A 22,538-nucleotide genomic window follows, 5' to 3' on the forward strand; every position below is an offset into this window, starting at 1 on the left:
CTCATGATCCTGTTTCAATGGGAGTTTGCGTTGATAATGCAAGTGCCCGGCGCTGGCCTCCAGCGCCGGGCATCTCAAGCCGGGATCAGAATTCCTTCTGAACGCTCACATAGAGATATCTGGGGATCGGCGAATAGAGCGAGCCCATATATCCGTAGGTTTCATCCGCCAGCGGTGGATCGTTGTCGAACAGATTGCGGGCGCCGATCCGAAGGCGGGTATTGCTCAGCGGGCCTTCCCCTTCGAAGCTGTACTGGCCATAGAGGTTGACAACCGTGTGATCGTCGACCCGCATGAACTTGCCGTTGCCATCCCGGATGGAGGTGTCATCCACACCGCCGACATAGGTGGCGTTCATGCCGACCCGGAACTGGTTGTAGGTCCAGGTCAGAGACGAGGACACACGCCATTTCGGGTTGCCATTCTGCTCGATCAGGCTGGCCGATTCCGGCAGTTCGGTTAGTTCGTTGATCAAGCCGGCTTCGCGCGCCTCGAACAGCGCGGCAATGCCCGGCGAAACGCCCCGCTCATAGGTAAGCAGGCGCGAAGCGTTCAGGCTGTAATCGAAATCCCCGATCCGTGTCCCCGACAGATTCCAGAGGAAGCTGAGATCGACCCCTTCCACAGTCTGCGGCTGCAGGTTCTGATAGATGTCGTCAACATACAGAACCTGACCAGCGGGAGCGAGCCCCGTACCCGCAAAGCGGGCAATATCGTCTGCCGTTGGATCAAGCCGGATTACGTTCGAGTTGGTGGTGCCCTGAACGCGGTCGAGATAGTCTACGATCAACGCATTCCCCTCGCCGAACACGCCGACGATCCCCGTCTGCTCAATCGACCAGTAGTCCGCCGTGAAAGTCATCCTTCCCAGGAAGTCCGGAAGGGACTGGGGCTGGATGACAAAGCCTGTCGTCCAGTTGGTCGACTCTTCAGGCTGAAGATCCGGGTTGCCGGCACGGCGCGCCGTGGCAACCACGCTGGCATTGCAGTCGTTGAAGGACGCAATCCGGCCGGCCCGCAGATCAGCCTCACACCGCACATAGTCAACGCGGGTGTTGCCGCGCGTGACCAGGGTTGCATTGACCTGCTCAAGGTTCGGCGCGCGGAAGCCTTCCGAATAGGCGCCGCGGATACGGAACCCATCAATCACATCCCAGGCAACCGCCACCTTGGGTTTGGCCACGCTGCCGAAATCACTGTAATCTTCGTAGCGCCCGGCCAGCTGCAGCCGCAGCGACTGCATCAGCGGGATATTCATTTCCGGCGAAACCAGCGGCACTGCAAATTCGACATAGGCAGACGCCACATTGCGCGATCCGCTATTGTCCGGCGTCGGACTTACGCCGAAAAGGTTGCTTTCCTGCGTCGTGCCCAGAACCGTGTCAAACCAGGTCACGGTGCCGTCAACGTTCTCGTCGCGGTCGTCGAGCTGGGTTTCACGGCGGTACTCTACACCCGCCGCCACACCGACATCGCCTGCCCAGAGGGAGAAGAGGTCAGACCGGGTGATATTGGCATCCCACTGGAAGAGGGTCGTCTTGTTGACGCGGTTTGCCTCGATCATGATGGCGTCAATCGCCACCTGGGAACTGAAGGTATTGTCCCGCCCCGGATTGAGGGGATCGCCGCCATTGAACGGATTGAAGGCGTCGGGCGTGGAGAGCGCAAGGTTGGCCTGCAGGGCAGTCGCACTCACGCCCTCCTGCCGGTCATCCACCTTTGCTTCGCTGTAGAGAAGGGCCGTCTCCCAGTCCCATTGGCCAAAATCACCGCGCAGACCTGCCAGGGCGCGATACTGCTCCGCCTTCACCCGCACCGTCGTCGGCCCGAGATCGGAGAACCGCAGCCCGGTGAGGACAATCGGGAGGCCTCCCGCAGGCGCATCAATCCCCGGAAGCCGGTTTGGGTTGACGCTGCCATCGGCAAAGGTCACCGGACCAAAGGGGTTCCAGTAGTTGGAAGCCGGGATCGTCATCCGGATGGAGCCGATCGTGAACACCGAATCCTGAACGCTTTCGGTCTCGGCCAGATAATATCCTGCCTCGCCAAAAAGCTCCATTCCGTTCTCGAGCTCATACTTGCCCATCGAGAACAGGTTGAGGCGCTGGAGCGACGGGTTGAGAGAGATGGGGAAGCTGTTCCGCCCGTCCCAGCGCAGATTGGCGTCCGCGCCAGTGGCCCCGGTGGCAGGTGCCGCGTCGTCAATACAGATGCCCCCCGGCAAGGCTGCAAGACAGCCGGCATTGGTAGAGGGTTGCACATGGAACGCGCCCGCCGCGCTGGTCAGCGAGGTGCCATTCTGGCGTACGCGGACGTTGCCAACCGTCTGGAACGATCCCCAGGGAATGGTCGTGCTGTCATTGAGAAGCGATGCGTTGCCTTCAAATGCAGTCCCGGCAAACAATGGCCGCAGATCGCCGGTGGCGCTGAACTCTTGGTCCGAAGCAAGCAGGGCCGTACGGTCGGTATAGTTGGCGAAGAGGGTGACGTTTCCGCGGCCTTCGGCAAAGTTCTTGCCGAACAGTCCGTTTACGCTCCACTCTTCAAGATTGGTGTCAGGCGCGCCGCCATACTGGGCATCAATCCGTGCACCATCATAATCATCCTGCAGCACCATGTTGACGACGCCTGCCACCGCATCGGAGCCGTAGATGGCGCCCGCGCCATCCCGGAGGACTTCGACGCGCCGGATGCCGTTCACCGGGACGGTGTTGGAGTTGAATGTCAGCACAGGCGCAAGCGTGCCGCTCGCCTGGCTGCTGGGATAGTTCACGCCGCGCCGGCCATTGATCAGCACCAGCGTGCTGCCCACGCCCAGGTTGCGCAGATCGACCGACCCGACATCGCCCCGCGCGAAGTTGCTGCTGACCTGACCGGAAGTCTGGTTGAAGCTCACATCGCCGAACTGCGGGATTGAACGGAAGAGATCTTCACCGGAAACGGCCGCAATCGCCTCAATTTCCTGCGTGCCAACCACAGTCACCGGAAGCGCGCCGCCGACATCAGCGCCGGCAATCCGGCTACCGACGACCACGATGACTTGCTCTCGTTTTGTCTCTTCAGCGGCATCAACCGCCTGCGCCTGAGCACCTGCGGCGCCGAACACAATGGCGGACACCGTCGCCATAAGGGTACGCTTAGAAATTGAATTGGTCACATCGCTCTCCAGACCATATCGGTTTCGACCTACGGCCGGCGAGATCGTAATGATCCCGCTGTCCGTGAGACCGCCTGAGAGAGTCGTCCCCTCGAAAAGCCTATCCATGGCTTCCCGGAGGGTCATCTGCCCCTTGATCGCGTTGGTGGTAACCGTGCCAACATCTTCTGTCTGAAAGAGAACCGAATGCCCCGTCTGAAAGGAAAGAGAGCGGATCGCATCTGCAGCCGAAGCTGCCGGAATATTGATCTCGTACTTTTCCTGCGCAGCTGCTGTGCTAGCGGCCACGACCGCCAGCGTCGCGAGACCGAACGCCAAGCGAACAGCCTCATTGGGCATTGAATGGTTCCCTTTCCTCCTGATTACCCCAAACGTCGAACGCCCCTGCTGGCCGTCTCAAGGGTAAGACGGCGGAGCTTCGAAAAACCCCCATGAAGTTTTGTTCTTTTGTGATGTTTTTTGTCATGGCGTAACAGGATGTTGAATCTGAATCACCCTTTGCAAGTTTCCGATACCGCCAGCACTGCGCGAAGTTCCCCAACTTGTCAGTTTACGGACTTCAGGATCAGCTTGTTGTCCGCTGTCTGCTCGACATCCACCCCGAAGGATAGCTCAAGCGCCTCGAAGAAGGCCTGTGTCTGCCCGATACGGAACACACCCCCGAAACGCAGATCGGCAAGCTCCTCGTCAAGGATCACGATCTCCTGCGGCGTGTAGCGCTGCATCTCGCTCACCACCTCTCGCAGCGGCGCATCCTGAAAGTCGAGGAAGCCGGACCGCCAGGCGAGTTCACGCGACAGCACGTTTTCGGGAAGGCGCTCCACCAGTTCGGCACGGTTGAGCGGGGAAACTTCCAGCCGCTGCCCCGCGCCCAGCATCTTCCGGGCCGCCGGCTGGGAAGGGGCCGCCGCCGGCATGATCTCTGCACTCCCCGGCGCTGAGGACTTCGCCGTCCGTAGGGGGGCCTCGCCATAGGCGACCCTGCCTTCGGAGACGGTGACGACAAGCTCCTCATCCGTCCAGCGGACGGAAAATGCGGTCCCGACAGCGGTGACAGAGCGGTCGCCAGCATACACCGTAAAGGGCCGGGCAGTGTCATGGGCAACCTCGAAGAACGCCTCCCCCTTTTCCAGATAGACATTGCGGCGCCCCTTTGCGAACGCCACTTCAACCCGGCTGTCTGTATTGAGCTTGACCTTCGAGCCGTCTTCCAGTGCGACCTCGCGGGTTTCTCCTACGGGCGTTACCAGATAAATCGGCTCAGGCGCCTGAGGCGCGATGCCCGGCGGGCCGGCAAACAGGGCGAAAGCGAGGGCGCAGGTCGCGGCCAGCCCCAGCGCGCCCCAGCCGAGCACAGGCGCGGCGCGGCGCGGAGACGTCGCGCCCCGGCGCACAATCCGTTGGCGCTTGGCTGCTTCCCTCAAGGGGTCTGCCATCCCGGCCAGAACGTTCACCTCGCGGGAGAGTTCGGCGAGCCGGCGGATTTCCGCATAATGGCGCGGGCTGCGCTGGACCCATTCCCGGAAGGCGGCGAGATCTTCCCTGGAGAGTTTGCCGGTCTCAAGCTGCGCCAGCCAGGCCGTCGCTTCCGACACCAGGTCCGGCGCATCGGGCGAGAGCGCATCTTTTCTTGTCATCTCACACCGCTTCTATCGCTGCCATTTTCAGGCCAGCTTATTCTCCCGTACCGGCCCACCAGCGGCGTGCTTCACCCGAACCGCTTTCTGCAAGCCGGCGGTCCAGGAAATCGCAGCAACGCCTCAGGCCCGCCGCCACATGCTTCTCGGTGGTGCTGACCGAGATTCCCAGCTTCCTGGAAATTTCCGCGTGAGAATAGCCGTAGACCTTCTTTAACACAAACACCTGCTGGCATTGTTCCGGCAACGTCGCCACTGCCTCCCAGAACAACAGCATGCGTTGGCGTCCCTCAACCTGATCCTCAATCAGAGGCTCATGGGATGAGACGGACTCCGGGGCAAAATCCTCAATGAAATCGATCACAGAACGTGATTTTTTATCGAGGGCATCGCGCACGACATTGCGGGCGATGGTGTAGAGATAGGCTTTGGGCTGCTGGATATCACGCTCCCGCTCGGCCTGGAGCGCCCGCAGGATGGTCTCCTGGGCAATATCATCGATGTCTGAGCTGGAAGGAGAGATACGGCGCACGAAGCGGCGGAGGGCCGCTTCCTGTTCGCGAAATACCGAAAAAATGCCGCCCTGGGCATCCCTTCTCGGGTGGGTCGCATCAGACGCCATTCAAACCATTCCAATCCTCTTATCTGACCGCCGCAATCCTCCGGGGATTACCCCATTGCGGCCGCCAGATTCCTCACTCCCTGCCCCGCCACCTGCCAGCGGCGCGCCCCTTACGGTCTGAACCAGTCGGCTTTGTGCGGGGTCTGCGCGTTTCTTGAGCAGTTCCCGCACCTAACGCCCAGCGCCGCAGCTAACAATCAGCCCTGCTAAACCCTTTCTGCAGCCGCCCGGCAGGCCTCATCCTTTCCGCCGGAAAGCGCAAAGCGCACAGCCGCGGCGGCATGAATCGCCGTCGAATCGTAGCCCGGCAGCGCCAGCTCTCCGGCGTCAATCAGGAGCTGAATCTCGGTACACCCGAGAATGACCGAATCTGCGCCCCGCTCGGCCGAGGCCGCGATGATCTCATGCAGCAGGCTGCGGGACTGGTCCTGGATGATGCCCTGACACAGCTCGTTGAAGATGATCCCGTGAACCCTGGCCCGGTCGTCTGCCTCAGGGATGAGGACGTCGATGCCATGGGCCGCCATGCGCCGGGTGTAGAAGCCCTGCTCCATCGTGTAGCGTGTCGCCAGCAGCAGCGGCCGGCTCCGGCCGTCAGCCTTCAGGGCGGCGGCTGTTTCATCAATGATATCAATAAGAGGCACCCCGGACATGCGCGCCACCTTATCGGCGACAAGATGCATCGTGTTGGTGCAGATCAGGACGCAATCGGCCCCCGCCCGCGCCAGCCCGGCGCCGGCCGTGCCAAGCAGAACGCCGGCTTCATCCCAGCGGTCCGCAGTCTGAAGGGCCACCACATTGGAAAAGTCGAGCGAGTTGAGGATCACATCCGCAGAGGCCAGCCCGCCCAGATGGTCCCGCACCGCTTCATTGATGTAGCGATAGTAAGTCGCTGTGGACTCCCAGCTCATGCCGCCAATCAGTCCGATGGTTTTCATCCTGCCTGCTCCGGTTATGCGAACGCTCCCCTATGCATACCCCACCCTGCCGAGATCCGGCGCGCGATCCTGGAGGAATTTTGATATATTTGCGCAAGTGTGACGCGCTTTGTCAAACTAACACGCATCTGGATTGCGCCTGGTATGCATATGGCGCTATACATTCCTCATGCTGGATGACCGCGACCGCAAGCTTCTCGCCCTGCTTCAGGAAAATGCCGAGACCCATGTGGCTGACATGGCCGAGGCCCTGTCGCTTTCCCCTTCGGCCTGTTCGCGAAGGATCGCCCGGCTGCGGGCCGAGGGTTACATCACCGGCGCGATGGCCATGCTCGACCGGAAGAAGATCAACCTGCCGACGACGATCTTTCTGCTGGTGCGCACCGGCCGGCACTCCAAGGACTGGCTCGACCAGTTCCACAATGCCGTGAATGCGATTCCGGAAATCGTCGAGGTCCATCGCCTGACCGGGAATTTCGACTACATCCTGAAGCTGGTGCTGCCCAATGTCGAATATTACGACACGGTCTACAAACAGCTCCTGAAGCGGATGGAGATGTACGACATGTCCGCCTACATCTCGATGGAGACAGTAAAACTCTCCCCCGGCCTGCCCACCCGGCATATCTGAACCGGCCCCCAGGCCAGCGCCTCTTCCGTACCCGTATGGTCAAGCCGCCGCGCCGGGAGACGGCAACAAGCCCCGCCCATTCCCCCCGCGTCACCCCTCGCCGCGGCGCCGCTGCCTGCTACACTTCTCCTTAAACGGAGGAGACACCCCATGCTCAAAGACAAGTACGAAGCCTTCAAGGTCACCATCGAGGACAAGGTCGCCCATATCCAGATGTCGCGCCCCGAGGCGATGAACACGATGAACAAGGCGTTCTGGAATGAACTGCCCGAGATCGTCCGCACCATCGACAACAATGCCCTCGCCCGCGTCATCGTCATTTCCTCCACCGGCAAGCACTTCTCCGCCGGCATGGACACGTCCGTCTTCACCAGCCCCCGCCCCGCCGCCGAGCATGACCGCTACGTCTCCGCCGAGGCATTCCGCAGCAATGTCAAAGCCATCCAGCAATCCTTCAACTGCATGGAAGAAGCCCGCATCCCGGTCCTCTTCGCCTGCCATGGCGCGGTCATTGGCGGGGCCATCGACATGATCACTGCCGGCGACATCCGCTGGTGCACGAAAGATGCTTATTTCTGCATCATGGAAATCAACATCGCGATGACTGCGGACGTTGGCACCTTCCCGCGCCTCCAGCGCTACATCCCCGAAGGCTGGGTCAAGGAACTCGCCTACACAGGCCGCCGCATCGACGCCGCCAAGGCCAAGGAAATCGGCCTGGTGAACGACATCTACGACACCCATCAAGAGCTCGTCGCCGGCGTCCTCGCCACGGCCCGCGAAATTGCCTCGAAAAACCCCCTCGCCGTCACCGGCTCCAAGGTCCTCATCAATTACGGGCGCGACCACACCACCGCCGATACGCTGGACTATATCGGCGTCTGGAACGCGGCGATGTTCCCCCCGCCCCACATGGCCGAAGCCTTCGCCGCCCGCGCCGAAAAACGCGAGCCGGTTTATCCAGACCTCGCGCCTGTCCGTACAGAGCCGATGTAACCGGAAGACCCTCACCTCCCATTGCTACGCAATGGGCCCCTCCTCTCCCACTTCGCGGGAGAGGGGTTGGGACTTCGCCGAAAGCGCAGCGCCAAACGGCCACGGAGCGCGTGGGAGGTGAGGGTCTACCCCTTCACCACCTCGAAATCCGTCCAGTCCGGAATGCGCGTTTCCTTCTTGTAGTCGGTGGTCTTGCCATACCAGTTATTGGTCACCTTACCGGCTTCGTTCTTATACCAGCTGTGGCAGTCAGACGCCCAGACCGTCTTGGCAATCTCGCTCTGTACACGCACATTATACGCCGTCATCGCAGATGGCGTCACGTCAATCGCCGCCACGCCCTTCTCGGCAATCTTGTCGATGCACTGGATCATGTAGTGGATCTGGTGCTCCACCATCAGGATGATGGAGTTATGCCCGAGATTGGTGTTGGGCCCGTACAGCATGAAGAAGTTCGGGAAGCCGGAAACCGCCAGCCCCTTGAAGGCTTCGGCGCCATCCTTCCAGGCCTGGTTGAGGCTGAGGCCATTCCGGCCGTAAACTTCCATCGGCGTCAGGAACTCGGTCGACTGGAACCCCGTCGCCCAGATGATCACGTCACACTTGTATTCCTGACCATCCTCGCCGATCACGCCGTCCGGCGTCACCGCCTTGAAGCCCTGGCGCAGCACCTCGACATTCGGCTGGCAGAGCGCAGGGTAATAATCATCCGAGATCAGAATACGCTTGCACCCCGGCTCGAAGTCGGGCCTCAGCTTCTCGCGCAGAACCGGGTCTTTCACCTGGTCCTCAAGATGCTTCTCGCACATCTTCTTCATCGATTTGGAAAGCCCCATGGGCGACTTCTGCAGGAAGGCGCCAAAGCCGAAATCGGCAAAGGCCCGGATGCGCCAGCGATACCAGTTGATCCGCCAGTCCGCGCCCGCAAAATACTTCTTCGCCTTGGCGTCATAAGCCCGCTGCCCACGCGGACGGCACCAGGCCGGCGAGCGCTGGAAGCTCAGCATCTTGCCGACGACCTTCTGGATCTCCGGCACAAACTGCACCGCGCTCGGACCATTTCCGATCACCGCTACAGTCTTGCCTTTCAAATCCACCGAATGGTCCCAGCGCGCCGAATGGAACGCGGCGCCCTTGAATGTGTCGAGGCCGGGGAAATTGGGCGTATACGGAATATTCAGCTGGCCAAGCCCGGAAATCAGGACATCGGCGGTATAGGCCTTCCCTGCCCGGTCAGTGATCGTCCAGGTACTGGAAGCGTCGTTCCAACGGCAGCTGGTAATCTCGGTATTGAAATGGCAATGCCGGCGCACATCATACTTGTCGGCAAAGTCCTCGAAATATTTGAGGATCTGCGGCTGGAGGGACCATTTATAGTCCCAGTCCGGGTTCAGCTCGAAGGAATAGGAATAGAGGTGGCTCGGCACATCGCAGCCGCAGCCCGGATAGGTGTTGTCCCGCCAGGTGCCGCCTACCCCGCCAGATTTCTCAAAGATGTCGATGACCGAATAGCCCGCTTCCTTGAGCTTGGCGGCCGCGCCCAGCCCGCTCATGCCCGCGCCGAGAATGGCGATCCGAGTCGTACTCTTGCTGACGGTTGTGTCCATCGCCTGCAAATCCTCCCATTGGCGGCGTGCTTTCACGCCATCTTGCGGCAAAGATTGCTGAGCGCTGACAAGCGCGTCAACCGGTGCCCGCGGGTCAGCCGTCATTGCCGCCGCAGAGTGAGCTGCCGGAACTCGGCGTCCCGCAGTTCCATCTCACCGTTCGCATCGAAAATGATCATCGAGACCCTGCTGATGGCATCCAGAAACGCCGCTTCCTGCGTCATCAGATCCGGCTCGCAGGTCATCTCTGTGTGGAAAACATCGCCAATCACCAGCCCCTCGCCGGAGATGGTGTAGTCGCCGCCATAGCCGTTGCACCCCGCCTTGCCGCTGACGCGGCCGGCTGAGGGCACGAACTGGCCGGGATTGGCCGGGGCCGGCGCCGCTTCGGCTTCAAATGTCACCGTCAGCTCAGAACCCGCCACCACCGGGGCCCCGTTCACTTCGGTCACGGTCCAGGCGCCTTTCAGCAGGTCATTGGTATCCCCGCCGCATCCCTGCACGCGCGCGTCTTCCATCTGCACGGTGACCGTCTGTGGATAGGGCATCCCGCTCATGTCATCGGCGCACACCTTGTCCAGCACCGTCACGCTCAGTACGCCATCGGCAGTCGCATAGCGCCTGCCGCCGTCGATGGTCTCCGCCTGCGGCTGGGGCGCCTCATACCGGCCTTCGCCATAGGCATAGATGTAGGTCAACGTGGCGCCGTCCAGTGTCACCGTCCAGCCCGGCTCATTGCCCCGCGCGGTCCACAGAGCCGGTTCAGCCGCAGGCTCTGCGGGCGCCTCGGCCTCCGCCGGTGTCTGCGGGGCCGGGGGCTCGCCGGAACACGCCATCAGCCCCAGGGGCGCCACCGCCATCATCAGCATATGGGAAAGTTTCATCACAGTGCCTCCTCGTGCGGGCCAATGGGCCGTGCCCTGCCTTATAACGCCAACGCCCCGATAATCCGGCCAAATCGGATCAAAAGAAAGGCAACGCCCCTGCGCACAGTGGCGGCAGGCCAGAACCCGGCGGGGGAAGGAAAATGGTGGGCCCCGAAGGGGACCCTCTGAACCCGATTCTGGACGTTCTGGCTGAGTGGAACGAGTATCTTGAGACGACAATACCCGACTTTCGGGGGCCGTCACCATGAGTTTGGACGGCTCCGCAACACCTTCAGTTTCTCGCGATAAAAAGACAGCGGCGAGGCCCCATCCGTTCTCGATTCGGCTCTCGCCTAGCGAGCGGGCGCAGCTTGAGGCGGAAGCTCAAGGAATGCCGCTCGGCGCATACATCAAGCGAAAGGCCTTGTCCGGCCCTGCCCTCCGGCAGCGAGCATCCGTCGCCGATAGAGAAGCATTGGCCCAAATCCTCGCCCTGCTTGGTCAATCCCGAATTTCCAACAATCTCAACCAGCTTGCCCATGCAGCCAACCTAGGAATTCTTGAGCAGACAACTGAAGAGCAGGCTGAACTTGCGTTTTGCCTCGCGAGCATCGCGCAGATGCGCGGCCTTTTGATCCAATCGCTCGGCCTCAAAGACGGGGGCACGCGATGATCATCAAGGCTTCCCAACGCGGCAGCGGCGTGAACCTTGCCGCGCACCTCACCCGCACGGATGAGAACGAGCATGTCCACATCGCCGAGCTCAGAGGCTTTGTCGGCGAAAACCTGCACGACGCGTTCAAGGAAGTGGATGCGATCCGGCGCGGCACGAAGTGCCAACAGTATCTTTTTTCCGTCAGTCTATCGCCGCCGTCCTCGGCCAACCTCTCGGTCGAGGACTTCATGGCTGCGATTGATCGGGTCGAAGAAATCACGGGGCTGAATGGCCAGCCCCGAACTGTTGTCTTCCACGAAAAAGAAGGCAGACGGCATGCGCATGCCGTGTGGTCGCGCATTGACGCGTCAACGATGACGGCGAAGCCACTCCCCTTCTTTAAGAACAAAATGATGGAGGTTTCGCGAGAGCAGTATCTCCAGCATGGCTACCCGATGCCGCGAGGGATGACGAAAGCCTCCGAGCGCGATCCTACAAACTTTTCACTGGCCGAGTATCAGCGCGCAAAGCGCAGAGGTGAAGACCCGCGCGCGATCAAGATGGCTGTGCAGGATGCCTGGGCGATATCGGATGGGCGCAAGGCTTTCGAGAACGCGCTGGAAGCGCGAGGCATTGCACTGGCTAAAGGAGACAAGCGCGCGCTGGTGATCATCGATCACAACGGCGAAGTTCACGCGCTGTCTCGTACCCTGGACCTCAAAACCAAAGATTTGCGCGCCAAGCTTGGCGAGCCTACGGATTTAAAGTCTGTGGCAGAGGCGCAAAAGCAGATCGCCGAGCGTATGACGCCGGCCATCCGCCGCCATATCGAAGAATCGCGCACCGCGTTCCAAAAACGATCGGCTAAGCTCGCCCACTACAAGATGGAGATGACGCATCTTCATCGCAAAGAACGCACCGCACTCGACACGCGCCTCAATGATGAGTGGACGCGGGAAACGCTCGAACGCCAAGCGCGCCTTCCGCGCGGCCTCAAAGGCCTTTGGAGTTTCTTCACGGGCAAGACGGGCGAGATCAAACGGCAGAACCAAGCTGAGGCACTTGCCACACAGCAGCGACACGCACTGGAACGCCATCAACTGATCGAGCGCCAGTTAGGCGAGCGACGCATCCTACAAGCCAAGTTTCAAGATCATCGCAAGATGCAGACCTCGCAGCTCAAAGAGCTTCGCCGCGACATTGGCCGCTACTTCAAACTCGCCCGCCAACCTGATCCGCCGCAAACGCAGGCGAGGTCGAATAGCCTTTCCCTCAAGCTTGACCAGTAAGTAGCAACGGAGACTGACATGCAACAGCAACAACAAAACGGCGAGGGAGCATTCGTCCTCGCGATCGTAGCGTTTATCGGCGTCGTGATAGTTTCGATTTTCATGATTATTGCCGCTTTAGCGGCATTTATGGCGCTCATCCTCACCATCATGTGCATCATCGCATGGAATGAGCCGCTCACGATTGGCAGCATGACCATCACGCCTGAAGAAGCACGAGCCTTTATCGCACGCGGGATTCTAGGTGCTATTCTGGCCCCCACCTTTACCTACTTTTGCCTCCTGCTTTTCCAATCTGATACCCAAGTGGATTACTGGGGCTACGTCGTTCTCGGCGGATATGTGATGGGCTCGCTCGTGGTGGAGTGCGTCATCCAGGAAGCCAGAGAAAAAGCGCAAGCCGAAGCCCAACAAGTTCTACCGCCATTGATGCAGCCTCCTGCGACGCGCCAAGAGCCGCCTCGCCGCCCCTTCGAATATGCAAGCTGGGATGATGAGGACGAGAGATGATCGGCAAGCTTATTCAACTCCACCAGTTCTTTTGGATGTGGGAATCCCAACACCAGCAGCGGCTGTCTTGGCAGGACGCGGCGGAGGCCCGCATGGCGAGGATGCGGGCCGAAGCGCAAGCGGCGGCGCAGCTCCACGCGATGTTGATCGCCAACCCCAGCGGCCAGCTCGGACGATCGATGCTCAATGATCGCCGCTCGTTGGAAGACGGAGGCTTCGTGTGAACATCCCGAGCAACTCCATACGAGCCGTGCGGCGCGGACTGGAGTTCGGCTTTTTCGAGGGCGAGCCTGTCATTTACGACGGCGTCGAACCTGTCGCGATCGATGCGCAAATGGGCAAAGGCAAGTTCACACGCTTTTTAGGCGTGAACGCAGTCTCTCCCCGCACAGCGCACTTTTCTAAGATCATCACCGATCCAAAGAATGGCGAAGTTGCCTGGGCAACATGGAAGACGTTGGAGCGGCAGGGCTATACGGTTCTGTTTATCAACACGGGTGACCTCTACGGATACCCAAGCCAGCGATACAATCCTTGCACCCGCGTTCTTGAAATCGCGGCTAATCCAGCTCTGTGGAAACTGCTGGGCGAAGCCGCCTACGACGCGGCCAGCTTTCTGATCCCGATCGATCCTGAACCTCGGACGCGCTGGATCGGTCAGGGCGTTCGCACAATGGTGGCCACATACTATGCGATCTCGGCGCGGCTGAAGCATCCGCGTTGGTCCTGCACACCTGGCGGCGCATGGGACTTCTTCGGTCGAAGCCGCGAAGACATAGCGCAAAGCATGTTGCTATGGGCCTCCGACGAACGGCTCGAAGAGCAAGCCGGTATCTGCGAGCAGATTGCGAGTTGGACAAGCTCGCCCGATCAATGGAACGCCTATGCGTCCGTGATCGTGGAGCGTTTGCAGATTTTCCAAAAAGGAACGGCAGCGCGATACGCGACCGAGGCCAACAGCTTTGACCCCGCTGACATGAAGAAGGAGCGCACGGCGCTCTTCATCATGGGCTCGGCGCGAAGTGAAGCGAGCCGGAACTTCGTCGGCATGATGGCGGCGGCCACGATCGAGCGGTTCGTCGATGGATATGGCGATCTTCGCGCGTTGGTCGTCGGTGAAGAATGGGGCCAGCTCTATGTCTCGAACTTCTACGAGATTCTGACGCTGTTTCGAGATGGCGGGATCAATTTCCTGGGCGTGTTCCAAAATGCCGGTGCACAGATCAAGGCCAAGTATGGCGAGGAAGTTTTACGCCTTTGGAAGAAGGCCGTCGCCCTGACGCTCTATCGCGGCCTACCCGATGAGCAAACGGCGCGAGAGATCGAGTACTTGTCAGGAAAAACCAGCGTTATGGTGCGCGGTTTTTCCGTGAACAACAATCAGGTCAACGGATCAGGCGATAGTCTCATCGAGCAAGCACGACCTTTGATCCAGGTTGAAGACCTTCGCGAAATGACTGGCGGCGTGCGCGCGCTTTTGCACATTCGCGATCGCGGCTTCTTCAATGTCGATGCTCCCAACTATTGGGAGCGACCTGAAGTCAGCGGCTACTTGCGTGATCTTAGGCAAAAGCCCGATCGGTACGCGCACTTGATGCGACGACCGGCCCTGCCCCCACGCCTGAACCCATGTCAGGCTCCCACGGATTTCGGAGCGGGGCCTGATGATGAAATTGAAGCGATGTTGGCACGCTTACGTGGATCATCCACCCGGACCATGAACGTTGATCCACCGTAAGAAATCACCTTTGTTCGCGCGATCTCTTAGTCTCCGAAGCCGCTTTTTACGCTCCCATCCGAATGACCAGCATGAGAGGGCTTAGTTTCTTGTAACGCTCGTCCACATCGCAAAGTAAAGGCAGGACATCAAGCTTTGTGAAAACTACAAAATACGCGACATAGGTTCCCACTCCGACAAATATTAGCGCGTTGCTAATTGCGCTCCATGGATACGGGTCGCCAGGAGGAGCCAACTCATTGAGAGTGGTTTGGACGGGCACGATACCTAAGACCGCTCCGAGAGCCCATAAACCTACCGTCAGCGCAATGAGAACCTTTAACGTCGGTATTCCAAATTTCTCAAAGAAAGTCAGTTGGTAATTGGAAAACATATATGTGTCTGCAGATTCAGCCTTGAAAAGCATCTTCGGGATCATCGGCAATGCTTTGAACTGATCGTCATCCGGTTGCGGCGTAAACCGTAGCCTCCGAATATCCGCGACAATCCCCTTGGGCAACAGCCAGAACGAGACGAAGCTTAAGAATCCGTGCGCGACCATTGCCGCAGCCATGGTGGATATAACCGCCTGGACGATTGGGGACATGCAACTAACCCCGATGTCGGCGCGCAATGAGCGCTGCTGATACTGCGGCGACCAAGCAGATTGCAAACCCGATCGCCCCCGCCCACAGCGAGTTCGGCAAGTACGGTAGGGCCGTGTAGGTGCTCAAGAGAACCACGATCAAACTCACAACAAGCCCGCCAAGGGACACATACTGGTAAAGCTTCGACTTAGCGGTCGCCCTATCGACGAGCGCGATCCCGACCATCGGAGCGATCAAAATGAACAGGCTGAAGGCCGACGAAAAAACCGCAAAAAACTGCGTACCCAGAACTAGAAACACGGCCACATAGATTACGAATGAAAGTAAGCCTACTGCCGCGACGATCGCACGTTGAAGAAGAACGTTGTTGGATGCCGGCACCAAAACATCGGAGGCCGCCTGAGCGAGCGATATGATCGCGGAATCGGCCGAGCTGACAAGTGCGGCAAACGCGGCCAGCGATATGATGGCGAACATCACGGAGATGGCGATATGCTGAGGTCCGTTTTTCAGGTCACTCAAGAGGCCGTCGAGCGTCTCGAAGGAGTTGCCAGTATAGTGAAGTAGAGCGTAACCTGCCACAGCCAGCAATGACCAAAATAGCGCAGTTTGGACGGCGGCGCGTTTATATCCTCTTACAAAATCCGACCGGCTGACGGCGCTACCTGCTACCTGCCAAAAGCGCAGTTGCGTTGGAATGAAAAACAGGTTCACGATCACAAGCCAGGTGATCAAGTCTATGCCCATGGGCGTGTATTCGTGAGCAGGAGCGGGCCTAACCTCATGGTAAGGGGAAGTGGACCCGCCGATTATGACGATCACCACAACAATACCAACTGATGCAATGATGGCATTTTGAATCCAGTCGTTGCGTACGATGCCCAGCAATCCCCCCATCACAGCGTAGAGAGTCACGGCGGCCACGACAAAACCGAGCACTCCGATACCTGCGACGTCGATCTGAGGAAAAAAGACCTTCAGAACCTGCACCCCTACATAGATTTCAATCAGCAGGATGGTGAGAGAGCCCAAACTGGTAATGATCAACAGCACTGCAGTCGCCGCTCTGCCTTCGAACAAATCGCGCACCATCGTCGTGAAGGAGCTATAACCGGTAAACACGTTCTCCGGTGCATAGCGCTCAACAAAAATGGCGTTGAGATACATGCCTATCAACACAGCGATCGGCCCCCAGAGAATAATCTGAAGCCCTACATCGGAGCCTTGCACGAGAAACCATTGCATTCCGCCAGCGATAGAGACGTTTGCCGCTAGGACCGTTCGCGCAACTTGGAATCTATCGAGGCCGGACGACGCCGAATACATATCCTCGCGAGTTTTGATCGTATTCGCTTGCAACGAACCGATCACCAAAAATGCTACCAGCGAGACGAGCAGCAAAGCGATTGTAAAGACCAGCATTTAAATGCCTTTGATAGCGTCCTAGAGAAGAGAAGTTCCGGCTGCCGTTGCAAAGCGCATTGTTTGCGCAATCTTGGTAAGGAGGATGTGCAAGATCATCGCAGACAGGAATCCGATGATTGCCGCTGCTGCAAAGACGCCGCCCAGGTTTGCGAGTACCGAGGCGATGAGGCCTCCCGCTATGGCAGAAAAAATCGCGAGATAGTTTAGCGTCGGCACAGGACTGGAGGCATCGAATGCTTCTGATCGGCTTCTCGAAGTCACATAATAGTCCGCGATCATGACACCGGCCACAGGCGGCATAAATGTGCCGAGCACATTCAAAAAAGGCACAAACTGATCTTGGATGCCAAGAGAGGCAATTGTGACTCCCGCTATTCCCATGGCAATCACCAGGATACCCTTCGGTACGCGCGTTGCTGCGGACAACCCGAGAGCACCTGAGTACAAGTTACTGTCGTTTGTCGTCCACTGCGCGAATAGCAGGACAAAAAAGGCTGCAAAGCCCATACCAAGGGCGCCCATGACGGCGGGGATGTTCGCCGTCTGCCCAATTGCGGGAACAGCCACTGCAGTCGCCATGACCGCTCCTGCGACCATCACAATTAGTCCCGCGCCCACATAGCCGCTGGAAACGGCGATGCCGCCAAGACGTGAACGAGCGTAGCGGGAAATATCGGGCAGAACGATTGCCCCGAATATGACGCTTCCGACCACAGCCGTAATGCCGCCGAATAAGTTCATCGATCCGTCCGGCATTGTTTCGCTCTGAATTGGTGCTTGTTCTAGCGCGATGAACATGCCGTAGGCGGAGAGAGCAAGTACAAGCGGCACAGCGACCATGCTCAACCGAGACAGCCACTTAAAGCCGCCAAACGCTGTTGCGGTCATAAGGGTGCCGCTCCAAATCATCGACCAGCGGGGCTCAGACCAAACCTCATCGGGAAAAGCTTCGCGTAAGGTGACGGCAAAGAAGGAAACCTGCCAAGCGAACCAGCCGACACCCAAGGTGAGGGCGATGACGACACCTAACAAGGAGGCGCCGTATTTGCCAAAAGTATAGTGAGCAAGCATCGCTGTAGAGACGCCGTGCTTGGCGCCTAACTGGCCGAGCAGCCCGCCTATAATGGCAATGAGGCTTAAACCTATGACGATAGCGATGAGGGCCTGCGTCAAGCCCAAACTTACCCCGAGCGAACCGCCGGTGAACAAGGTTGTCACAGCGATGATCCATGCAGCGGACGTGACCGCGACCCAAAGACTTCCGCGGCGTGCTGTTTCGGGCACTGGCGCACGTGCAAAATCGGTATGTAACGCTGTCATGATAAGCCCCCTGTGATTTATGATTGCCTATTTTAACGCGCAACGCAACGACCAGCTTGCGCCCTTTGGATGACTGCGCCTTTCCAATATCCCAGGACTAAATCCGCTGACCGGCTCGGATCGTAATGCACTGGTGCGTATTCGCCTCTGTCTGACAGGTGAATAGGCCTCTTTGAACCAACTTGGCCTCATGCGGAGAATAAACGCCTTATTCTCCGCATTATCTGCGGATAAAAGACTTGCTATTCTCCGCATCTCAGGGCATAATCTCTGCAAGAGGTGCGGAGAATGACCTATATCCATGAACGAGACGCGTGGCCATCCTTCCATTGGGATGAGCCCGCCATTGCGGCGATCCTGACCGGATTGCGCCATCGCCAGGGCCGTTTGCTCGGGCGCATGGAGATGCTGGGCCTCAGCCTGAAGAATGAAGCCGTCCTGCGAACACTGACCTCAGATGTCCTGAAAACTAGCGAGATCGAGAACGAACATCTTGATGCCGATCAGGTTCGCTCATCTCTGGCCCGCCGCCTCGGAATAGATATCGGCGCCTTGACGCCTGCCGACCGCAATGTCGAGGGCGTTGTCGAGATGATGCTCGATGCGACCCAAAACTATTCGGCAGCCCTGACCGAAGAAAGATTGTTCGGATGGCATGCCGCCCTATTCCCAACGGGGCGATCGGGCATGTCTAAGATCATCGTCGGTGCTTGGCGGGACGATTCATCAGGCGCGATGCAAGTTGTATCGGGTCCGATCGGTCGCGAGCGCATTCACTTTGAAGCGCCGTCCGCCAGCAAGCTTCCTGGTGAGATGAAAGCCTTCCTGAAATGGTTCAATGCCAAGGACACGCTTGATCCTGTCCTCAAAGCCGCGATTGCGCATTTGTGGTTTGTCACAATCCATCCGTTTGCGGATGGGAATGGACGCATCGCGCGCGCCATTGCTGATCTGAGTCTCGCGCGCTCCGAAGGCAGTGCGCAGAGGTTTTACTCGATGTCCACGCAGATCAGAGTGGAGCGCGCCGCTTATTACTTTTTCCTGGAATCAACGCAGCGCGGCGACCTCAATATCACGAGTTGGCTGGAGTGGTTTCTGGGATGTCTTGATCGCGCCTTCACCGGCGCGGAAACGATCCTCAGCGCAGTCCTGATCAAAGCGAAATTCTGGGAACGGCATGCAAACGCCAATCTCAACGATCGCCAGCGTCTGATGCTCAACAAGCTACTCGATGGCTTCGAAGGAAAACTGACCTCTTCGAAATGGGCCAAGATCGCCAAATGCTCTCAAGACACCGCAGGGCGCGACATCGAAAGTCTGATCAAGCTGGGCATCCTCCAAAAAGACCAAGGCGGCGGACGCTCCACGTCCTACTCGTTGATCAAACCGGAAGACTGAGAGCGACAACTCCCACGATCGTATCAAAGACTCCCAACACGCCCAACGAGGCGTATTGGGAGCGCGCCGGTACTCAGCACTCGAACAGATCAAGTTGCACCGATAGCAATTCATCGATCCAATCGAGATGCGCCAGATCGTTGAACAGGTGGTTATGTTTGAGACTCACCGCTGTGTGGATGTCCGTGCAGCTCTGCCGGTCACTGGACTTTCGGTAACGTCGCAGATGCAAGACGGCACGGCGATACTGGGCGAGGTCATCACGAAGGCTCGAAGCAACCTTTTGCCGGATTGACCGAAGCTCTTGCGAGCGACGTGGCTCGCAGCGCCCATCGGCGGATGCGATCTCGTCTTGCAGATAGCCGCGATAACCTCTGCGACGCACCGCGTTGAGGATCTTCTTGGGACCGAGCGGCACGCCGCCCAGGACATAGTACCAAGGATGGCCGGCATCGTAGCCTAGGGAAGTAGAGGTGCTCATTGAGCACCTCCGCTCTCATCGGCTTTGGGTTTGCGGATCACGATCTCGCCTGTCATCGGCAGGGCGTTGAGGCGGATGGTGAAGCCCTCCCCGTCTGCGTTGGCCCAGGCGGCTCCGATGCGATCGAAGTAGGATTTTTCACCGATCTTGCGCACAACGTAAGCGATGTGGCTTGGTGATTTGGATTGCTTTGTCATCTGTTCGTCCTTTCGTTGGACGGCCGGATCATTCCAGCCGATGACCCGACGAGCCGTGAGAGCGAACAAGATCAGCGCACCCGCTTGCGGGGAAACGGGCAACACGGGAGCGAAGCGAATGGAGCGGGCAACCCGTTGCGCTGAGCGCGCTCGACGGTAGGGTTCATCATAAGGCTGGAAATGATCTATCGGACCCGTCAACTCGGGCGAGAATAATTGCAAGTGACTCATCCGTCCCCAGATCGTATACTGCGCAAAGTTATAGAGAAAATCACCAATGCTACGATGGTCCGGCTCGGTACATTCACTAGGCACGATCTCCGCCGTCGCACCGAGATTAACCCTCGCACAAGCCCTTGGGTGATTGGAGTCGCACAATCGAAGTGAAGCGAAGCGCGGAAGCGAGCGGGTGACGGCCTCGGTCAGGGTCAGATAGAAAAGCTGCACTTCACAGGCGGTCAGTCATGCAATGTAGCATATGAACCAACATGCGAACCCGCACGACAAACGAAATCAAACAGTAATCCAGTCGACAAAATCCTCTCGCCGCTTGTGCACCGCCGCTAGGGCCTCTTTTATGTGGGATGGGCTTTTTGAAACATTTATAATCAGCCTGTCCATTGCGCGAGTGAGAGGTATCATTGCCCAGCGTGATGCAAACTCTATGGGATCCACACCATCCAGTCCGTGTGCCTGAGCAATTTTATACTGAATGAACTCATCAAACGCGTAATTGATGACCGTCCAACCTTCCAAACCTCGACAAGAGTCGTACTGCACAATGCGCAAGGCATCTCTATCCGTTGGAAACTTTTCGCGCACATCGACAGAGGAGCCATCCCAAACGCCCAAGCCATGAGACAGCATTGCGTGACCTAGTACTGATGGCGCCTCGGTGTTTTGTACGCTGACCAACATTGGCGGAACACATGCAAGAAGATCGATAGGGTAATTCCCCAACGCATGTGCTTCGGCGCAAACCTGCTCGACGAATGCCGTATCCCTTGCAATATCACCCTCGACAATTAGGACCCGTCCGCCATTTGCCTCCAGGTTCGGTTCCAATTCCCAGCCGTTCAATTCCAACTCGGCGGCTAAATCGGAGACAAAAGCCGTCAGGTTGGCTTTCATCCTGAGGCACTTGTGCAGCCTGTGCGAGTGCCGTTCGTTACTCGCCACGCCTTGAAACCAATCGGCTACTGATGACCGAACGTACTGATCGACGCCATCGGCAACAATTATCCGATGGGATCCATAAATGAAACGTAGTATCTCGATCTCGTCAGAGGGCCAATCCTGGCCTTCATCGACGAAAATGGCATCCCAATGAAATTCAGCGGCGTTGCTCTGCAAGAGGTTAGTCAAGTCGTCATCGGATATGGCTTTGCTCGTCAGATATTGGAGTAGCTGCGCTTTCTGGGCGTCATAGTTTTCCAAGAATCCGTCGTAGCTCTTCATGACCCCCAGTTCGATCATCACGCGCCCAATAAAGCCGTGGATTGTCTCTATGGATATTCCACCGTGCTCGATGCTTTTCGGAACGCCCATCAGGGCCATTGTCCGCCTCATGTCTGCGACTAGCGCTTTGTTGAAAGTCAAGATCAGCGACCGACTGAGATCTTTATCAAAAGTCCGATACGCCATTTGCAAAAGCAGAACGGTCTTGCCGACGCCGCCTCGTCCGCGAACAAGCACCTGCTTCCTACCGATGTCGTCTAGCCAACCCACCGGCAGCGCTGCTTTCGCGATACGATCCATTCTTTTTCGATCAATTGCCGTGGGTTCGATGGATTGAAGCAACTGAACACTGCCATCGGTCAGCTTGGCAAATACATCGTCTGGCCCGAAAGCAATCAGCGCATCTCGATCGCGGCGATGGGGAGAAGCGATCTGCCCTAGGATATTCAGTACACGCTCAAAACTAGCATCTGTGCCGAAGCAGTTGTGTGGTCGTTTAGGCAAGTCGCTTTCGCGCAACCCTGTAAAATATATTAAGTCCTGCGCATAGATCTTTTCGATGCCGCAATCGGCCAAGTATTTCTTGAACTCGAACATCTGCTGTCGATTTTTTTCAGTCACCGACTCCCAGACTGGCCTGCCAGATCGAATATAGCGTACCGATGCAATCTTGTCGTCGAACCGCACGCCTGAAGGGTCATGGGATTTGACTTCAATGACGAGAAGGAAATTCTTAACGGCCGCACGGCGCGGTACATAAGTCTCGCCCGCTCGATCCGTGAACTTACACTCAGTATCGAACTGCGTTGGCGTAGCCAACTGTCCAACGACGAGAAGATCAATGTCTTCAATTCTGTAACCATACAGCTTCAATCCAACAAAGATTTTGATCAAGTCGTCACGACTTTGTGCGATGTGCGGCCAAGCTTCGATAATCCTCTTACGAAGTTGAACGGCAGCCTCGAACTCTTTGCCCTCATTCACACCGATAATCTCAATCATCGAAGCGCCTCGCCATGCCGATGC

At 58.1% G+C, this 22,538-nt stretch carries 20 protein-coding genes; 8 read left to right on the plus strand and 12 right to left on the minus strand.

Annotation, left to right across the window (positions count from 1 at the left end):
* Positions 1 to 85 precede the first annotated feature (85 nt).
* The 4 genes from C0456_RS06270 to C0456_RS06285 all read right to left on the minus strand — a co-directional run bounded on the left by C0456_RS06270 (position 86) and on the right by C0456_RS06285 (position 6,354).
* Entirely contained in the window at positions 86 to 3,475 is a 3,390-nt protein-coding gene (locus C0456_RS06270) for a TonB-dependent receptor (RefSeq protein ID WP_291049693.1), read from the minus strand.
* 227 nt (positions 3,476 to 3,702) lie between these two features.
* The gene (locus C0456_RS06275) at positions 3,703 to 4,794 is read right to left on the minus strand and encodes a FecR domain-containing protein (RefSeq protein ID WP_291049696.1); all 1,092 of its coding nucleotides are present in this window, start codon (positions 4,792 to 4,794) and stop codon (positions 3,703 to 3,705) included.
* A gap of 37 nt (positions 4,795 to 4,831) precedes the next feature.
* Complete coding sequence (locus C0456_RS06280) at positions 4,832 to 5,416, minus strand: sigma-70 family RNA polymerase sigma factor (RefSeq protein ID WP_291049698.1); 585 nt, start codon at positions 5,414 to 5,416, stop codon at positions 4,832 to 4,834.
* Between the two features lie 206 nt (positions 5,417 to 5,622).
* Positions 5,623 to 6,354 (minus strand): aspartate/glutamate racemase family protein, encoded by a 732-nt coding sequence (locus tag C0456_RS06285; RefSeq protein WP_291049700.1) that lies wholly within the window; start codon positions 6,352 to 6,354, stop codon positions 5,623 to 5,625.
* A gap of 169 nt (positions 6,355 to 6,523) precedes the next feature.
* Here C0456_RS06285 and C0456_RS06290 point away from each other — a divergent pair, with 169 nt between their 5' ends.
* On the plus strand, positions 6,524 to 6,985 hold the full coding sequence (locus C0456_RS06290; RefSeq protein ID WP_291049703.1) for an Lrp/AsnC family transcriptional regulator: 462 nt from the start codon (positions 6,524 to 6,526) through the stop codon (positions 6,983 to 6,985).
* 150 nt (positions 6,986 to 7,135) lie between these two features.
* Positions 7,136 to 7,981, plus strand: a complete 846-nt coding sequence (locus tag C0456_RS06295; RefSeq protein ID WP_291049706.1) for a crotonase/enoyl-CoA hydratase family protein — start codon at positions 7,136 to 7,138, stop codon at positions 7,979 to 7,981.
* A gap of 125 nt (positions 7,982 to 8,106) precedes the next feature.
* Here the strand turns inward: C0456_RS06295 and C0456_RS06300 are convergent, their stop codons facing one another.
* Both C0456_RS06300 and C0456_RS06305 read right to left on the minus strand, forming a co-directional pair.
* The gene (locus tag C0456_RS06300; RefSeq protein WP_291049708.1) at positions 8,107 to 9,588 is read right to left on the minus strand and encodes an NAD(P)/FAD-dependent oxidoreductase; all 1,482 of its coding nucleotides are present in this window, start codon (positions 9,586 to 9,588) and stop codon (positions 8,107 to 8,109) included.
* A 101-nt stretch (positions 9,589 to 9,689) separates the two neighbouring features.
* On the minus strand, positions 9,690 to 10,472 hold the full coding sequence (locus C0456_RS06305; RefSeq protein ID WP_291049710.1) for an META domain-containing protein: 783 nt from the start codon (positions 10,470 to 10,472) through the stop codon (positions 9,690 to 9,692).
* 247 nt (positions 10,473 to 10,719) lie between these two features.
* Here C0456_RS06305 and mobC point away from each other — a divergent pair, with 247 nt between their 5' ends.
* Genes mobC through C0456_RS06330 form a run of 5 tightly spaced genes read left to right on the plus strand, consistent with a single transcriptional unit; the run spans position 10,720 to position 14,646 of the window.
* On the plus strand, positions 10,720 to 11,127 hold the full coding sequence (gene mobC, locus C0456_RS06310) for a plasmid mobilization relaxosome protein MobC (protein ID WP_291049712.1): 408 nt from the start codon (positions 10,720 to 10,722) through the stop codon (positions 11,125 to 11,127).
* Positions 11,124 to 12,398 carry a hypothetical protein gene (locus C0456_RS06315; RefSeq protein ID WP_291049715.1) on the plus strand — a complete coding sequence of 425 codons (1,275 nt, stop codon included), beginning with the start codon at positions 11,124 to 11,126 and terminating at the stop codon, positions 12,396 to 12,398. The genes mobC and C0456_RS06315 overlap by 4 nt, the downstream gene beginning before the upstream one ends.
* Before the next feature lie 18 nt (positions 12,399 to 12,416).
* Entirely contained in the window at positions 12,417 to 12,908 is a 492-nt protein-coding gene (locus C0456_RS06320; RefSeq protein WP_291049717.1) for a hypothetical protein, read from the plus strand.
* Complete coding sequence (locus C0456_RS06325; RefSeq protein ID WP_291049719.1) at positions 12,905 to 13,132, plus strand: hypothetical protein; 228 nt, start codon at positions 12,905 to 12,907, stop codon at positions 13,130 to 13,132. The genes C0456_RS06320 and C0456_RS06325 overlap by 4 nt, the downstream gene beginning before the upstream one ends.
* Positions 13,129 to 14,646: a type IV secretory system conjugative DNA transfer family protein gene (locus C0456_RS06330; protein ID WP_291049721.1), complete on the plus strand. Its 1,518-nt coding sequence runs from the start codon at positions 13,129 to 13,131 to the stop codon at positions 14,644 to 14,646. Before C0456_RS06325 ends, C0456_RS06330 begins: the two co-directional genes overlap by 4 nt.
* Positions 14,647 to 14,692: 46 nt before the next feature.
* Here the strand turns inward: C0456_RS06330 and C0456_RS06335 are convergent, their stop codons facing one another.
* From C0456_RS06335 to C0456_RS06345, 3 genes are read right to left on the minus strand one after another with little or no spacing between them, the layout of a single operon-like run.
* The gene (locus tag C0456_RS06335; protein WP_291049723.1) at positions 14,693 to 15,232 is read right to left on the minus strand and encodes a hypothetical protein; all 540 of its coding nucleotides are present in this window, start codon (positions 15,230 to 15,232) and stop codon (positions 14,693 to 14,695) included.
* Between the two features lie 4 nt (positions 15,233 to 15,236).
* Complete coding sequence (locus tag C0456_RS06340; protein WP_291049725.1) at positions 15,237 to 16,655, minus strand: hypothetical protein; 1,419 nt, start codon at positions 16,653 to 16,655, stop codon at positions 15,237 to 15,239.
* Positions 16,656 to 16,676: 21 nt separating this feature from the next.
* Positions 16,677 to 17,978 carry a cytosine permease gene (locus C0456_RS06345; protein WP_291049727.1) on the minus strand — a complete coding sequence of 434 codons (1,302 nt, stop codon included), beginning with the start codon at positions 17,976 to 17,978 and terminating at the stop codon, positions 16,677 to 16,679.
* 288 nt (positions 17,979 to 18,266) lie between these two features.
* On the opposite strand from C0456_RS06345, the gene C0456_RS06350 reads away from it, so the two are divergent.
* A complete protein-coding gene (locus tag C0456_RS06350) occupies positions 18,267 to 19,376 on the plus strand; it encodes a Fic family protein (RefSeq protein WP_291049729.1) in 1,110 nt (369 codons plus the stop codon).
* A 73-nt stretch (positions 19,377 to 19,449) separates the two neighbouring features.
* Here C0456_RS06350 and C0456_RS06355 read toward each other — a convergent pair whose 3' ends face one another.
* The 3 genes from C0456_RS06355 to C0456_RS06365 form a co-directional block, all read right to left on the minus strand.
* Positions 19,450 to 19,857: a hypothetical protein gene (locus C0456_RS06355; RefSeq protein ID WP_291049731.1), complete on the minus strand. Its 408-nt coding sequence runs from the start codon at positions 19,855 to 19,857 to the stop codon at positions 19,450 to 19,452.
* Positions 19,854 to 20,501: a hypothetical protein gene (locus tag C0456_RS06360; protein ID WP_291049733.1), complete on the minus strand. Its 648-nt coding sequence runs from the start codon at positions 20,499 to 20,501 to the stop codon at positions 19,854 to 19,856. Before C0456_RS06360 ends, C0456_RS06355 begins: the two co-directional genes overlap by 4 nt.
* 66 nt (positions 20,502 to 20,567) lie before the next feature.
* A complete protein-coding gene (locus tag C0456_RS06365; RefSeq protein ID WP_291049735.1) occupies positions 20,568 to 22,514 on the minus strand; it encodes an AAA family ATPase in 1,947 nt (648 codons plus the stop codon).
* Positions 22,515 to 22,538: the final 24 nt, after the last annotated feature.

The sequence above is a fragment of the Hyphomonas sp. genome, from assembly GCF_013823385.1.
Classification (GTDB): Bacteria; Pseudomonadota; Alphaproteobacteria; order Caulobacterales; family Hyphomonadaceae; genus Hyphomonas.